12 protein-coding genes and 2 tRNA genes are annotated in these 14,978 nt (G+C 65.3%); 6 read left to right on the top strand and 8 right to left on the bottom strand.

The window, feature by feature from the left end:
• Window positions 1-94: 94 nt before the first annotated feature.
• From lon to AC0L3S_RS11835, 4 genes are all read left to right on the top strand, one after another.
• Window positions 95-2,518: an endopeptidase La gene (lon, locus tag AC0L3S_RS11850; protein WP_473279188.1), complete on the top strand. Its 2,424-nt coding sequence runs from the start codon at window positions 95-97 to the stop codon at window positions 2,516-2,518.
• An 87-nt stretch (window positions 2,519-2,605) separates the two neighbouring features.
• Window positions 2,606-3,010 carry a GFA family protein gene (locus AC0L3S_RS11845; RefSeq protein ID WP_473259829.1) on the top strand — a complete coding sequence of 135 codons (405 nt, stop codon included), beginning with the start codon at window positions 2,606-2,608 and terminating at the stop codon, window positions 3,008-3,010.
• Between the two features lie 63 nt (window positions 3,011-3,073).
• Window positions 3,074-3,150, top strand: a tRNA-Val gene (locus AC0L3S_RS11840).
• Window positions 3,151-3,278: 128 nt separating this feature from the next.
• Complete coding sequence (locus AC0L3S_RS11835) at window positions 3,279-4,139, top strand: class I SAM-dependent methyltransferase (protein ID WP_473279186.1); 861 nt, start codon at window positions 3,279-3,281, stop codon at window positions 4,137-4,139.
• 229 nt (window positions 4,140-4,368) lie between these two features.
• Here the strand turns inward: AC0L3S_RS11835 and AC0L3S_RS11830 are convergent, their stop codons facing one another.
• The 6 genes from AC0L3S_RS11830 to AC0L3S_RS11805 form a co-directional block, all read right to left on the bottom strand.
• Window positions 4,369-5,331 carry a cation diffusion facilitator family transporter gene (locus AC0L3S_RS11830; protein WP_473279185.1) on the bottom strand — a complete coding sequence of 321 codons (963 nt, stop codon included), beginning with the start codon at window positions 5,329-5,331 and terminating at the stop codon, window positions 4,369-4,371.
• Between the two features lie 2 nt (window positions 5,332-5,333).
• On the bottom strand, window positions 5,334-8,552 hold the full coding sequence (locus tag AC0L3S_RS11825; protein WP_473279184.1) for an efflux RND transporter permease subunit: 3,219 nt from the start codon (window positions 8,550-8,552) through the stop codon (window positions 5,334-5,336).
• Window positions 8,545-9,522, bottom strand: coding sequence for a divalent metal ion exporter adaptor subunit IhpB (gene ihpB, locus AC0L3S_RS11820; protein ID WP_473279183.1), 978 nt, complete (start codon window positions 9,520-9,522; stop codon window positions 8,545-8,547). Before ihpB ends, AC0L3S_RS11825 begins: the two co-directional genes overlap by 8 nt.
• Window positions 9,519-10,793 (bottom strand): divalent metal ion exporter subunit IhpA, encoded by a 1,275-nt coding sequence (ihpA, locus tag AC0L3S_RS11815; protein ID WP_473279182.1) that lies wholly within the window; start codon window positions 10,791-10,793, stop codon window positions 9,519-9,521. Before ihpA ends, ihpB begins: the two co-directional genes overlap by 4 nt.
• A 58-nt stretch (window positions 10,794-10,851) precedes the next feature.
• Window positions 10,852-11,214, bottom strand: a complete 363-nt coding sequence (locus AC0L3S_RS11810; RefSeq protein WP_473279181.1) for a hypothetical protein — start codon at window positions 11,212-11,214, stop codon at window positions 10,852-10,854.
• 120 nt (window positions 11,215-11,334) lie between these two features.
• Window positions 11,335-11,568 (bottom strand): hypothetical protein, encoded by a 234-nt coding sequence (locus AC0L3S_RS11805; protein ID WP_473259847.1) that lies wholly within the window; start codon window positions 11,566-11,568, stop codon window positions 11,335-11,337.
• Between the two features lie 353 nt (window positions 11,569-11,921).
• Here AC0L3S_RS11805 and AC0L3S_RS11800 point away from each other — a divergent pair, with 353 nt between their 5' ends.
• Window positions 11,922-12,815 (top strand): hypothetical protein, encoded by an 894-nt coding sequence (locus AC0L3S_RS11800; RefSeq protein ID WP_473279180.1) that lies wholly within the window; start codon window positions 11,922-11,924, stop codon window positions 12,813-12,815.
• Between the two features lie 48 nt (window positions 12,816-12,863).
• Here AC0L3S_RS11800 and pepT read toward each other — a convergent pair whose 3' ends face one another.
• Together pepT and AC0L3S_RS11790 are read right to left on the bottom strand one after the other, a co-directional pair.
• Window positions 12,864-14,114 carry a peptidase T gene (gene pepT, locus AC0L3S_RS11795; RefSeq protein ID WP_473279179.1) on the bottom strand — a complete coding sequence of 417 codons (1,251 nt, stop codon included), beginning with the start codon at window positions 14,112-14,114 and terminating at the stop codon, window positions 12,864-12,866.
• Window positions 14,115-14,216: 102 nt separating this feature from the next.
• Window positions 14,217-14,546: an HU family DNA-binding protein gene (locus tag AC0L3S_RS11790; protein ID WP_473279178.1), complete on the bottom strand. Its 330-nt coding sequence runs from the start codon at window positions 14,544-14,546 to the stop codon at window positions 14,217-14,219.
• A gap of 235 nt (window positions 14,547-14,781) precedes the next feature.
• On the opposite strand from AC0L3S_RS11790, the gene AC0L3S_RS11785 reads away from it, so the two are divergent.
• Window positions 14,782-14,858: transfer RNA gene (locus AC0L3S_RS11785), tRNA-Asp, on the top strand.
• Window positions 14,859-14,978 lie beyond the last annotated feature (120 nt).

Genomic DNA, 14,978 nt, shown 5'->3' with positions numbered 1-14,978 from the left:
CCGACCGGTTTAGCGGATCACCTCGGCACCTTGTGGCGGTTGCGCATGAGCATGGCGGGCTGCGTGCAAGGGGGCAAAGCAAAAGGAAAAGGCCATGACCAATCCAAAACCCAGGCCAACCATCGTTCATGGCGAAACGCACGCCTATCCCGTGCTGCCGCTGCGCGACATCGTCGTCTTCCCGCACATGATCGTTCCGCTCTTCGTCGGCCGCGAGAAGTCGATCCGCGCGCTCGAAGAGGTGATGAAGAACGACGCGCTGATCATGCTCGCGACCCAGAAGAACGCGTCCGACGATGATCCGGCACCCGATTCCATTTACGAGACCGGTACGCTTGCCAGCGTGCTTCAGCTCTTGAAGCTTCCCGACGGCACCGTGAAGGTGCTGGTCGAAGGGCTCGAGCGTGCGCGCGTGCAGAAGTACACCGATCGCGCCGACTATTACGAAGCGACCGCGGTTGCGCTCGCCGACACCGATGCGAAGTCGGTCGAGGCCGAGGCCATGGCGCGCTCGGTCGTGTCCGACTTCGAGAGCTATGTGAAGCTCAACAAGAAGATCTCGGCCGAGGTCGTCGGCGTCGTGCAGGCGATCACCGATTTCGCCAAGCTCGCCGACACCGTCGCCTCGCATCTCGCCGTCAAGATCGCGGATCGCCAGGGCATCCTGGAGACGCTGTCGGTCACGCAGCGCCTGGAGAAGGTGCTGGGCCTGATGGAGAGCGAGATCTCGGTGCTCCAGGTCGAGAAGCGCATCCGCTCGCGCGTCAAGCGCCAGATGGAGAAGACCCAGCGCGAGTACTATCTCAACGAGCAGATGAAGGCGATCCAGAAGGAGCTCGGCGACGACGACGGTCGCGACGAGCTCGCCGATCTCGAAGAGAAGATCTCCAAGACCAAGCTCTCCAAGGAAGCGCGCGAGAAGGCGCAGCATGAATTGAAGAAGCTGCGCCAGATGTCGCCGATGTCCGCAGAAGCGACCGTCGTGCGCAACTATCTGGATTGGCTGCTGTCGATCCCGTGGAACAAGAAGTCCAAGGTGAAGAAGGATCTGGAAGCCGCGCAGGCGGTTCTGGATGCGGATCACTACGGGCTGGAGAAGGTCAAGGACCGCATCGTCGAGTATCTCGCCGTGCAGTCGCGCGCCAACAAGCTGACCGGCCCGATCCTGTGCCTCGTCGGCCCTCCCGGTGTCGGCAAGACCTCGCTCGGCAAGTCGATCGCGAAGGCGACCGGGCGTGAGTTCGTGCGCGTCTCGCTCGGCGGCGTGCGCGACGAGGCCGAGATCCGCGGTCACCGCCGCACCTATATCGGCTCGATGCCCGGCAAGATCATCCAGTCGATGCGGAAGGCGAAGTCGTCGAATCCGCTGTTCCTGCTGGACGAGATCGACAAGATGGGCGCCGATTTCCGCGGCGATCCGTCCTCGGCGCTGCTCGAGGTCCTCGACCCCGAGCAGAACGCGACCTTCAACGACCACTATCTCGAGGTCGACTACGATCTGTCCAACGTGATGTTCATCACGACCGCGAATACGCTCAATATTCCCGGACCGCTGATGGACCGCATGGAGATCATCCGGATCGCTGGCTACACCGAGAACGAGAAGGTCGAGATCGCGCGCAAGCACCTGATCCCGAACGCGGTGTCCAAGCACGGTCTGGACTCCAAGGAGTTCTCGATCGACGACGACGCGCTGCTGCTTTTGATCCGCCGCTACACCCGCGAAGCGGGCGTGCGCAATTTGGAGCGTGAGCTCTCCACACTCGCCCGCAAGGCGGTGAAGGAGCTGATGATCTCCAAGAAGAAGTCGGTCAAGGTCACCGAGAAGACTCTGGAAGAGTTGCTCGGCGTGCCGAAGTATCGCTTCGGCGAGATCGAGAGCGAGCCGCAGGTCGGTATCGTCACCGGCCTTGCCTGGACCGATGTCGGCGGCGAGCTGCTGACGATCGAAGGCGTCATGATGCCCGGCAAGGGCAAGATGACGGTCACGGGCAATCTGCGTGACGTCATGAAGGAATCGATCTCGGCGGCGGCGTCCTACGTCCGCTCGCGCGCGATCGTCTACGGCATCGAGCCGCCGCTGTTCGACCGGCGCGACATCCACGTGCACGTGCCGGAAGGCGCGACGCCGAAGGACGGTCCGTCGGCGGGCGTGGCGATGGCCACCGCGATCATCTCGGTCATGACCGGCATCCCGGTCCGCCACGATGTCGCGATGACCGGCGAGATCACGCTGCGCGGCCGCGTGCTGCCGATCGGCGGCCTGAAGGAGAAGCTGCTGGCTGCTGCCCGCGGCGGCATCAAGACGGTGCTGATCCCCGAGGACAACGCCAAGGATCTCACGGAGATTTCCGATGCGATCAAGGGCGGCATGGAGATCATCCCGGTCTCGCGCCTCGACGATGTCGTCGCCAAGGCGCTGGTCAAGAAGCCGGTGCCGATCGTCTGGGAAGAGGACACCAAGGTGACGGTGAAGCCGGACGGCGACGAAGCCGCCGGCGGCCTGACCGCTCACTGAGATCGCAGCTCGAAAAGATGATAAAACGGCGCCTTCGGGCGCCGTTTTTGTTGTGGGGCATTTTGTTTTGGGCAGCGGATGACGACGATGCACATCGACGGGCAATGCCATTGCGGCGAGATCACCTTTGAAGCCGAGATCGACCCGGAGACGGTGTCGGTCTGCCATTGCCGGGACTGCCAGACCCTAACGGGGTCGCCGTTCCGGGTGACGGCGATCTGCACCAAGGCCGACGTCAAGCTGACCGCCGGCACGCCCAGGATCTACGGCAAGCGCGGCGACAACGGCCGGATGCGCTTCCAGCACTTCTGCGCCGAGTGCGGTTCCCCGCTGTTCACGAGCGGCGAGGGCGACCAGGAAGACGATTGGGGCATCCGCTGGGGCAGCATCCGCCAGCGCGATAAATTGCGGCCCGTCAGGCAGATCTGGTGCCAGTCGGCGGCGGTGTGGATCGACGCGGTGCCACTGCTGCCGGGACGGCCGGGGGATTGAGGCCGAGGAAGTGCAGTTCCGCGCTTGCCCGTTCGGGGCAGGTGGGGATAAAGAAGCGGCGAGGGGCGGTTAGCTCAGCTGGTTAGAGCATCTCGTTTACACCGAGAGGGTCGGGAGTTCGAATCTCTCACCGCCCACCAGCCTTTGCTCGCTTCGCGAGCTTCGGCTCGGCGAGCCAGCCTCACACGTTATTGGCGCGAAGCGAACGAAGGCTGCCGCGCAGAAGCCGATAGGCGCAGGCGGGCAATACCGAGACACAGAGGCCCTGATGCAACAACCAAGCGGACACGAGCAGAACGCCGACCAGATCGCTTACTGGAACGGCCCCAGCGGGCAGCGCTGGGCCGATCGCCATGCGGCGCAGGAGAGCCTGCTTGGCTCCATCGCCGATGTGCTGATTGACCGCGCCAGGCCGAAGCCGGGCGAGCGCGTTCTCGATGTCGGCTGCGGCTCCGGCGCGACGACGTTCGCATTCGCGAAGGCTGTCGCGCCTGATGGCTTCGCGCTCGGGCTCGACGTCTCCGAGCCGATGCTGTCGCAGGCGCGCGCGTTTGCGCCAAAAGGCCTGCCGCTGGATTTCGCGCTGGCGGATGCGACGGTGCATGCGTTCGAGCCGGCGAGCTTTGACCTGCTGGCCTCGCGGTTCGGCGTGATGTTCTTCGCCGATCCGATCGCATCTTTCACCAACCTCCGCCGCGCGCTGAAGCCGACGGGGCGACTGGCATTTGCCTGCTGGCGCGAGCCGAAGGAAAATCCGTGGATGATGGCGCCGCTGATGGCGGTCTACAAACACGTGGCCAAGATGCCGCCGGTCGGGCCTGAAGAGCCGGGCCCGTTCGCCTTCGCCTCGGAAGAGCGCGTGACGCGCATCCTGAAAGGCGCGGGCTTCGTCGACGTCGCGATGGAGCCGCACAATCTCGCGATGGATGTCGCGATCGGCGGCGGGCTCGATGCCGCGGTCGAGGGCTCGCTCCAGATCGGCCCCGCCAGCCGCGCGCTGCAGGGCCATCCGCCGGAGACGTATGCCGCGGCAAAAGCCTCGATCCGCGAAATGCTCGCGCCGTTCCTGAAGGGTCAGAGCGTGGCGCTCCAGGGCGCGATCTGGATCGTGACGGCGAAGGCGGCGTAGGCGTCGCTGTTCACGCGTCCCCGCGCCAAACAGTCAGTGTCGTCCGGGCCTAGTGCGCAATTGCGCACGGGGGCCGGGACCCATAACCCTAGGGAGAAGTGCGGCACGAGGCTGATAATCACGAGCCTTCGTTAAACTACTCCCTGTGGTTATGGGTCCCGGATCAGCGCTCCGCTTCGCTGCGCTTGTCCGGGACGACACCGGAGATTGGAGCCCGCACGCAACTACCTCACACCACATCATCCGGCGCCAAAGCGCAGCCATTGTCGGGATGGGTCTCGACCTGAAGGGTGGTGTGGCCGATGCGGTGGGAGCGCTTCAGCATTTGCGCCGTCTCCATCAGGAATGCATCGCCAGCGCCGGTGGGCATGACGAGGTGGCAGGTCAGCGCCGTCTCGGTGGTCGAGATCGGCCAGACGTGGAGATCGTGGATCGCGGACACACCGGGACGTGCCAGCAGGAACACCCTGATCGCGGCGATGTCGGTGCCTTTGGGAGCCGCTGCCATCGACATGTCGATGGAGCCACGGAGCAGGCTGGTGGTGCTCCAGAGAATGGTGGCGCAGATGACGAGGCTGGTGACGGGATCGAGCCAGAGCCAGCCGGTCCAGATGATCAGCGCCGCCGAGACCACGACGCCAAGCGAGACCGCGGCGTCGGCCGCCATGTGCAGATAGGCGCCTTCGATGTTGATGTCGTCCTTGCGTCCGCGTGCGAACAGCATGGCCGTAAAACCGTTGATGAGGATGCCGATGCCGGCGACGACCATCACGGTGATGCCGGCGACCGGCTCCGGTTCGCGCAGGCGCAAAAACGCTTCCCAGCCGATCGCGCCGGTCGCGACCAGGAGGAATACCGCGTTCGCCAGCGCCGCCAGGATGGTGGAGGCGCGCAAGCCATAAGTGAAGCGGCCGCTCGGCGCGCGCCGCGCCGCGATCGATGCGCACCAGGCCACGACCAGGCCGAGCACGTCGCTAAGATTATGGCCGGCGTCCGCAAGCAGGGCAGTGGAGTTGCCGATATAGCCGTAGACGGCCTCGGCCACGACCAGCGCGGTGTTGAGCGAGATGCCGATCGCAAACGCCCTGCCGAAGCTGGCGGGGGCATGGACATGCGCGTGGCCACCATGATCGTGATCATGGCCGTGGCTATGATCATGGTGATGATGGCCGTGATGGTCGTGGCTGCCCACCTCTACCGCTCCCCGGACGCTGCCAAATCAGGCGCCATTGTAGGCGTTTCGTTTGCCACGTCACGGCGGAACAGCACGTAGAGCGCCGGCAGCACCAGCAGCGTCAGCACGGTCGCGGAGATGATGCCGCCGATCACCACGGTCGCAAGCGGCCGCTGCACCTCGGCCCCGGCCCCGGTGGCAAGGGCCATCGGCACGAAGCCGAGGGACGCCACCAGCGCCGTCATCAGCACCGGACGTAGGCGTGTCAGCGCACCCTCGCGCACCGCGTCGGCGACGGGGTGCCCCTCGCTGCGCAGCCGCTCGATGAAGGCGATGATCACCAGCCCGTTGAGCACGGCCACGCCCGACAGCGCGATGAAGCCGACACCGGCGCTGATGGATAGGGGAATGCCGCGCAGCAGCAGCGCCATGACTCCGCCGGTCAGCGCCAGCGGCACGCCGGAGAACACCAGCGCCGCATCCGCCGCCGATCCCATGCCCATGAACAGCAGCAGGAACACCAGCAGCAGCGCCACCGGCACCACCAGCGTCAGCCGCTTGGTCGCCGAGACCAATTGCTCGAACTGCCCGCCCCAGCCGATCCAGTAGCCCGGCGGCAGCTTGACCTTCTCCGCGACCGCTGCCTCGGCTTCGGTGACGAAGGAGCCGAGATCGCGTGCGCGGACGTTGGCGGTGACGACGATGCGCCGCTTGCCGTTCTCGCGGCTGATCTGGTTCGGGCCGGGCGTCGCATCGACGGTGGCAACCGACGACAGCGGCACATAGCGCATCTGGGCGAGGAGGGAGCCGGGCAGTGCCGTCCGGATCGGCGCACCGATTGTTGCTTCCTCACCCGGCGGCAGCGGGATCGGGATCGCCCGGATGGCCTCGAGATTGCCGCGCAGATGTTCCGGCAGGCGCACGACAATGTCGAAGCGGCGGTCGCCCTCGAACAGCTTGCCGGCCGACTTGCCACCCACCGCGATCTCGACGATGCCCTGCACCTCGCTGATGCTGAGCCCGTACCGGGCGAGCGCCTGGCGGTCGAGACGGACGGTGAGGATCGGCAGGCCCGAGACCTGCTCAATCTTGACGTCGCTGGCGCCGCGTATGCCGCGGATCGCGGCCTCCACCTGTTTCGCCGCGCCTTGCAGGATGTCGAGGTCGTCGCCGAAGATCTTGACGCCGACATCGCTGCGGACGCCGGAGATCAGCTCGTTGACACGGAACTGGATCGGCTGGGAGATTTCATAAGCGCTGCCGGGGATGTCGTCGGCGGCACGGTCGATGGCCTCGATCACGTCCGACTTGGACCTGCCCGGGTCGGGCCATTCGGCGCGCGGCTTCAGCATAATGTAGCCGTCGGTCTGTGCCGGCGACATCGGGTCGGTTGCGATCTCCGCTGTGCCGATGCGGGTGAAGAACTCCTTCACCTCCGGAATCTGCTTGATGCGTTTTTCCAGCGCCTTTTGCAGGTCCAGCGACTGTGTCAGGCTGGTGCCGGGAATCCGGATCGAAGCCAGCGCGACGTCGCCTTCGTCCAGGCTCGGAATGAACTCACCGCCCATGCGCGCGGCCGCAACGCAGCTTGCAACCACGATGATGGCGGCCATGATTGCGACGCTGAGGCGATGGTCGATCGCAAGCCGGAGCAGGGGGAGGTAGGCGCGCTTCGCCAGCCGCATGAACAGGTTTTCGTGTTCCGATACCTTGCCGGTGACGAAGATCGCGACCGCCGCCGGCACGAAGGTGATGGAGAACAGCACCGCTGCACCCAGCGCCATCAGCACCGTCAGCGCCATCGGCGTGAACATTTTGCCTTCGACGCCGGTCAGCGTCAGCACCGGCAGGTAGACCACCGCGATGATCAGCGTTCCGAACAGGCTCGGCTTGATGACCTCGCGCGACCCCCGCCGGATCGCGCGCAGCCGTTCGGAGATCGTGAGCAGCCCGCCTTTCTCGCGCTGGGCCTCGGCCAGCATGCGCAGGCAATTCTCGACGATGATCACGGCGCCGTCGACGATGATGCCGAAATCGATCGCGCCCAGGCTCATCAGGTTCGCACTGACCTTGGTCTCGACCATGCCGGTGACCGTCATGGCCATGGACAGCGGAATGACGCAGGCCACCACGAGCGCGGCGCGAATGTTGCCGAGGATCAGGAACAGCACGGCCACGATCAGGGCCGCGCCCTCCACCAAATTGTTCTCGACGGTGCGGATGGTGGCTTCGACCAGATCAGTGCGGTCGTAGACGGTCCGCGTCACGACGCCGTCGGGCAGCGACTTGGCGATCTCCTCGAGCCGGGCCGCGACACGGCGCGCCACGGTGCGGCTGTTCTCGCCGATCAACAGCATGGCGGTGCCGAGCACGGTTTCCTCGCCATCCCGCGTCGCGGCTCCGGTGCGCAGGTCGCGGCCTTCGGTGACGATCGCGATATCCCTGATCCTGACCGGATTGCCGCCGCGCGAGCCGATGACGATGTCCCTGATTTCGCCGACATTGCCGACCTGGCCCGGCGAGCGAACCAGATATTGCTCGCCATTGCGCTCGATATAGCCGGCGCCGACGTTGGTATTGTTGGCGGCGAGCGCCGTCATGACGTCGCGAAAGCCGAGCCGGTAGGCCATCAGCTTGCCGGGATCGGGAAGCACATGGAATTGCCGCTCGAAGCCGCCGATGGTGTTGACCTCGATCACCCCCGGCACGTTGCGAAGCTGCGGCTTGATGATCCAGTCCTGCACGGTGCGCAAATCGGTCAGCGAATAATCGTGGCCGCCTTGGGTCTTCGCGCCCGCCTTGGCCTCGACCGTGTACATGAAGATTTCGCCGAGGCCGGTCGAGACCGGTCCCATCGCGACCTCGACGCCGGCCGGAAGCTGGTCCTTCACTTGGCTGATCCGTTCGCCGACGAGCTGGCGGGCAAAATAGATGTCGGTGCCGTCCTTGAAGACGACGGTCACCTGGCTCAGGCCGTAGAGCGACAGCGAGCGGGTGTAGTCGAGTTTCGGCAGGCCGCCCATGGCGGTCTCGACAGGGAAGGTGATGCGCTGCTCGGTTTCCAGCGGCGAATAGCCGGGGGCGCGGGTGTTGATCTGGACCTGGACGTTGGTGATGTCAGGAACGGCGTCGATCGGAAGGCGCTGGAAATTCCAGGCTCCGAAAGCGACGGCGCCAAGCGCGAGCAGCAGGACCAGCCAGCGCTGCTGCAGCGAGACGGCGATGAGGCGCTCAATCATGCTCGGCCTCGCCCTTGCCCATCTCCGCCTTCACGACGAAGCTGTTTTCCGCGACGTAATGCTCGCCGGCCGAAAGGCCGGCTCTGATCTCGACATGGCGCGGATCGGAATCTCCAAGCTCCACCGGGCGCGCCTCGATCTTGTCGCCATCCTCGCGGACGAACACGATGGTCCTGTTCTCCAGCGTCTGGATCGCGCTTTTGCGCACGGCGACCGCGACGTCGCGCGCGGCGAGGATCAGCCGTGCCGTGACGAACAGGCCGGGACGCAAGCGTCCGTCCGGATTTGCCAGCACCACGCGCGCCAGCGCGGTCTGGGTCTCGCTCGAGCCGATCGGGGCCATGTAGGAGATGGTGCCCTTGATCTCGCCGCGGCCGTCGTCGGGATCGATCAGCACCTCGTCGTTGAGGCGGACGCGCCGCAGATCCTGCCGGTAGATGGACAGATCGACCCAGATGGTGGTGAGGTCGGCGACGACGAAAGCGGGCTTCTGCTCGGAGGCGTATTCGCCGAGCGAGATCTGCCGCTCGATGATGGTGCCGGCAAGCGGCGCCTTGAGCTCGTAGACGGTGAGGCTCTGGTTGCTCTCGATCGCGGCGAGCAGATCGTCCTTGCCGACCCTATCGCCGATGCGCTTCTGGATCGATTTGGCGACGCCGGGAAAGCGCGGCGTCACCTGCACCACGGCTTCCTGGTTGGCGCGCAGGATGCCGTTGAAGGCAAGCGTGTCGGTCAGCGTGACGCTCCCGGCTTCCGCCAGCGTCACGCCCGCGGCTGCGAGCTTGACGTCGGAGATGCGGATCCGGTCGGCGCCGTGCTCGTCCTGCTCGACATGGTCGTTCGGCTTCTCCGGCTTCTTGTCTGCGGCGTGTTCGGCCTGCTCGACCCTGGACGGACTGAGCAGGGAATAGCCGTAAGCGCCAAGTGCGCTGGCAACGATTGCGACGAGGATGGTGGAGGACGTCTTCATCGTGCGCTCTCCCGCGCCAGCGTGAAGGGATTGCCGACGAGGCCTTCGATGGTCGCCACCCCCGCGTGGAAATTCTGCAGCGCCTCCTGCTCGCGCAGCCGCGCCTGGGTGACGCTGGCCTGGGCATCGAGCACTTCGAGCAGGCTGAAGCGGCCCTGGCCGTAGCCTTGAGCGATGGCGTCCGAGGCTTCGGTGGCTTTGGGAATGGCGCTCTCGCGCAGCAGCGCGAGCTCGCGCAGCGAACCCTGGAGCGAGTCGTAGGCGCGACCTGCAACCACGATCAGCGTGTTGCGGTTGGCCTCGCGCTCGGCCTTGGTCTTGGCGAGGCTTTCCTGCGCCGAAAGGATATTGCCCTGGTTCTGGTCGAACACGGGGATCGGCACCGAGACGGTGAGGCGTGCAGCGTCGTCATTGGTCTCGTTGAAGTGGCGCCAGCCGGCGGCGATCCGCACGTCGGGATAGGGCCGCAGCCGCGCCAGCAACAGCTCGGCGTTGCGCTGGGCATAGATCGCGGTCCAGCGCACCAGCTGCGGATTGGCATCGATCGCGGCGACGACCGACTGGAATGTCGGCGGCCGGCCCATGGTGTCGAGCCGTCCGGAGACCTCGCTGAATTTCGGTGCGGCGTCGCCCATCAGGACCGCAAGCTCGCGCCGGGCGCTGGCCAGCGTCGCCTTGAAGCGCTCGCGGTCGGCCTTCACCAGGGCGGAAGCCACTTCCGCGCGGCCGGTCTCGGCCGGCGAGGAGGCACCGGCCTCGACGCGGCGGCGCAAGAGCGGCGTCAGCCGGTCAATGGCGGTGATCTGCTCGTCGAGGATCTGGATGCGCCGCTGTGCGCCGAGCACGCTGAGGAAGGCGATCGCGGTCTCCGACAGCACCTCCAGCCTGACGGCCTTGCGCTGGATCGCGGCGACCTCGATGCCGGCGACACCCGCTGCAATGCGCGCGTCGCGCTTGCCGAACAGCTCGAAGGCCTGGCTGATCTGGAGCGTGGTCTCGGCCGATCGCGTGCCGCGATAGATGCCGGACCCGAATGAATTGTCCTTTTCGTAGGTCAGTTCCGGATTGAGAAGCGCACCTGCCTGGATGCGCTGGCCCGTGGCGATGCCGACATCGCGCTCCGCCGCGGTCAGCCGCGGGCTCGTGGCCAGCGCGCGCGAGAGCGCGCTCCGCATCGTCAGTGTCTGGGCGTGAGACGGCGCAAGCGCCAATCCGGCAATCAGACACGCTGCCGCGCACGCCAGGCGCGCGGCCATTCCCCTGCAAAACATGAAACCGACCTGTAAAGGATGAACCCAATGGGCGCGCGGGGCGCCCGACCAAATCCGTTCAGGCCATCTGTTTGGGAGGCGGGGAGTCGGTATCGGGGACAATGCCGGCGAGCCGGGCTACGCGTTGCGGGCGCGATGCGGACACGAGCCCGATCGATCCGGCCGGTGGCGCCGGCTGCGCCACCGTCACCGAGAAGCAGCCATGGCAATGATGCCCGCCGACGGCCTTGTGCTCGTTGTGATCTGTGGAGCCGTCAAGGACCGCGCTGATCTCCGAGCCGCCACCGGGCGTGGTGACGTCGATGTCGTGCAGGCCATGCAGCGCTCCCGCGAGCAGGTAGACAACCGCGATCAGCACAGACAGCAGCCCGCGCCAGTTGCGCGGCCGGCATGATCCTGAGGGCTGGCGGTTCGGGAGCACGACGTCACTCTCGTTGCGGTCTGCGCCCGGCCTAGCATGGGGGCGAGAACAGTGTCGACCCGCAACATTGTTACGTCCCTGGAACAATTGCCGCAGCGGCCGCGAAGACGCCGGTGCTTCTCATTGGCGCGTGATCAAGCTCAGTCGAGCATCGGCTGCCGCACCGCGTGCTGCGTCCGCTATGTCGCCAGCATCGCCGGCTTCGAGCGTGACGACGGCGCGACAGCCCGCTTCCATGGCTCGTTCCAGCCATTTGATGGCTTCATCGATCCACTGGTCGTGGTGCTCGGGATCGGCGATTGCCTTTTCCCGGAATGCATCTGCCTGATGAAGGCACGCGGTTCTGCGATCCACGCGGCTCTCCCGATCCGGAGGTTCCGCCCCGATCGCATCCTTGATGATCGGAGAGCCGGCGTCGTTAACATAGGACAGGAACCGCCGCCCAAAAAGAAAGCCCCAGCCGGGACTGACCGGCTGGGGCTTTCGTGCTCACAAACTTCATCCTTTGGGACTTGGACAGATAATCCGCATCGCGCCGGTTCGTTCCCGCAGGCTCGGTCCAGTTTGGAACGTTCTTTCTTCGTTGTGATTAGCGACGAGGAGAAATCGAGGAGGACGGACCATGGACGGATTGATTTATCTCATCGGCTTGATCGTGGTGGTCATGGCGATCCTGTCGTTCTTCGGCCTGCGCTGAGAGAGCGGCGATGACGATGGAAACTCTCATACGGGAAGAGATCATGGAAGGCGGCGGCGTCGCTGCCGACGACCGGCGCACCATCCAGTGGAGCTCGGTCATCGCAGGCGCTTTGGCTGCCGGCGCAATGTCGTTCATCCTGGTCGGCTTTGGAGTCGCCGTCGGCCTGGGCGTCAGTTCAGCCTCGCCGACATGGCGCGATGCATCGGCGGCGCTGGCTTTGCTGTCGGGGCTGTATCTGATCATCCAGGCGATGATCAGCTTCGGCTTCGGCGGCTATGTCGCCGGCCGGACAACGCGACCAGCCCCGGCGGTCACAACGATCGAAGACGACGGCGAACGGCGGGACGGGCTGCATGGCCTGATGTCCTGGGCGCTTGCCGTGCTGCTTGGTGCCGCTCTGCTCGCGATCCTCGGCGCCGCAGCGATTGACCGCTCGCCGATGCGCAGTTCGGCCAGCAATACCTCCGCCGCCGAGCCTTTGTTGAGTTATGAGCTGGACAAGCTGTTTCGCGCAGCGCGGCGGCCTCCCAACACCGACCTCAGGGAACCTCGTGCCGAAGCGGGACGGATCCTGATGACGTCATCGAGCCACAGCGGCGTCAGCACCGATGACCGGGCCTACCTCGTGCAGCAGGTGGCCGCGCTGACGGGCCTCGCGGCACCCGACGCGGAACGACGGGTCGACGCGGCGATTGCGGATTCGAGGACGGCCATCAATCGGGCGCGGCGTAATTCCATCATCGTCGCCTTCTCCGTTGCCGCAGCAACCCTGATCGGCGCTGCCGTGGCCTGGGCTGCGGCGGTGGCCGGCGGGCGGCACCGCGATGGAGAGCCGCTGCCGAACTGGATGGCAAGCTCGAACCGCTTCCATCGCAATCCGCGCGCGATGCCGGTGCCGTAAGAATGCAGCGATGGCCGGGAGCGATCCCGGCCACATCGCTGTGGCGAGCTAGGCCTTCTCCTCCCAGATCATGGCGAGGTGGACGATCGTTTGCACCGCCTTCTCCATGTCCTGCCGGCTGACCCATTCGAGCCGGGAGTGAAACGCGTGCTCGCCGGCGAAGATGTTGGGGCAGGGCAGCCCCATGAAGGAGAGGCGGGAGCCATCGGTGCCGCCGCGGATCGCGGTGCGCATCGGGCGCAGGCCGGCGCGGCGGATCGCTTCAATGGCGTATTCGAGAATGTGCGGGTGGCGATCGATCACCTGCTTCATGTTGCGGTACTGCTCCCGCACCTCGAATGTGTAGGTCGAGCGCGGATATTCCTTCATCACGTCCTTGACGATGTTCTCGAGCAGGATCTCCTTCTCCTTCAGCCCTTCCTCGGTGAAGTCGCGCACGATGAAGGAGAGCGTCGCCTGCTCCAGCGCCCCCTCGATCCCGATCGGATGCAGAAAGCCCTGCTTGCCTGATGTCGTCTCGGGCGAGCAGCCTTCCCGGGGCAGGCGCTCGACGATTGCGGCGGCGATCTTGATCGCGTGCTCCATCTTGCCCTTGGCATAGCCGGGATGGGCACTGACGCCGTTGATGGTGATGGTGGCGCCGTCCGCCGAGAAGGTCTCGTCCTCGACGCAGCCCGCGCTCTCGCCGTCCATGGTGTAGCCGAACTCGGCGCCGAGCTTCTTGATGTCGACATTGTCGACGCCGCGGCCGATCTCCTCGTCGGGCGTGAACAGGATCTTGATGGTGCCGTGCTTCACTTGCGGGTTGTTGATGAAGAAATGCGCGGCATCCATGATCTCGGCGACGCCGGCCTTGTTGTCGGCGCCGAGCAGGGTGGTGCCGTCGGTGGTGATGATGTCGTTGCCGATCTGGTTCTTCAGTGCCGGATGCTCGGCGAAGCGGATCACCTGGCTGGTGTCGCCTGGGAGGGTGATATCGCCGCCGCGATAGTTCTTCACGATCTGCGGCTTGACGTCCTTGCCGGTGACGTCGGGCGAGGTGTCCACGTGCGAGCAGAAGCAGATCACCGGCACCTTCTTGGCCGTGTTCGCCGGGATCGTTGCATAGACGTAGCCGTAATCGTCGAGATGAGCGTCCTCGACCCCCATTTCCCTGAGCTCGGCGGCGAGCACACGGCCGAGATCTTTCTGCTTCTCGGTCGACGGCGAGGCCGGAGATTCCGGGTCGGACTGGGTGTCGATGGTGACGTAGCGCAGGAAGCGCTCGGTCACGGTATGCGAAAAGGTGAGGGAGGACATTTCTGGTCAAACCGCCGAGTGAGGGGAGACAGGCGGTATACCAGAAAACCGAGCCGCGTTGCGGCCGGAGGACGCGGATCAGGCTTAACGAAACGTGAGGGGTCAGATCGCCTCTTTCAGCTCCTTGACCGGGCGGAAGGCGACCTTCTTGCTGGCCTTGATGTGGATAGGCTCGCCGGTGGCGGGATTGCGGCCGGTGCGGGCGGCGCGCTTGCGAACCTGGAGGATTCCAAGTCCGACGATCCGGACACGGTCGCCCTTCTTCAGGTGCTTGGTGATGAGGTCGACCATGTCGGTCAGAACGGCCTCAGCGCGCTTCTTCGAGAGATCCTGGCTCTCCGCGATGTCGGCAGCGAGGTGCTTGAGCGTGATGGTGGCGGGAGCGGCAGCCTTCTTCGCCGAATCCTTCTTGGCCAAGTCTTTCTTAGCCATGTCTGGCCTCCTCGATTCCTGCCGGTGGTCGGGATGAGGGCCCCAAACCCCGCAAGTTCCCGGAGGGGTAGACGATTCGGGGCTGGACTGACTACGTCAGCCCGCGCGGCCGAGGGTCACGTTCGTGCGCGCCATCAGCGGAAATCCGGTCATTCCGGCAGTGGATGCAACATCCTTGACTTCAACAGGTCCGGCCTTTAAGTCCCCCCTCGTTCCGCAGACATTTGCGTGTCACGCGGGAGTAGCTCAGTTGGTTAGAGCGCCGGCCTGTCACGCCGGAGGTCGCGGGTTCGAGCCCCGTCTCTCGCGCCATTTTTGGCAATCCTTTCATACCCTTACCTTCAAATCCTGATCTCGCTTCGATCCCGGGTCATGCGCGAGCGGGCTTCTGCCTGCTTTTTGGTCTTCGACCTGCGCAAAATTCCTCGTCCG

This window comes from Bradyrhizobium sp. Ken01 (assembly GCF_055807355.1).
The sequence above is the reverse complement of the archived record's forward strand: the minus strand, read 5'-3'. Positions and strand labels throughout refer to the sequence as shown.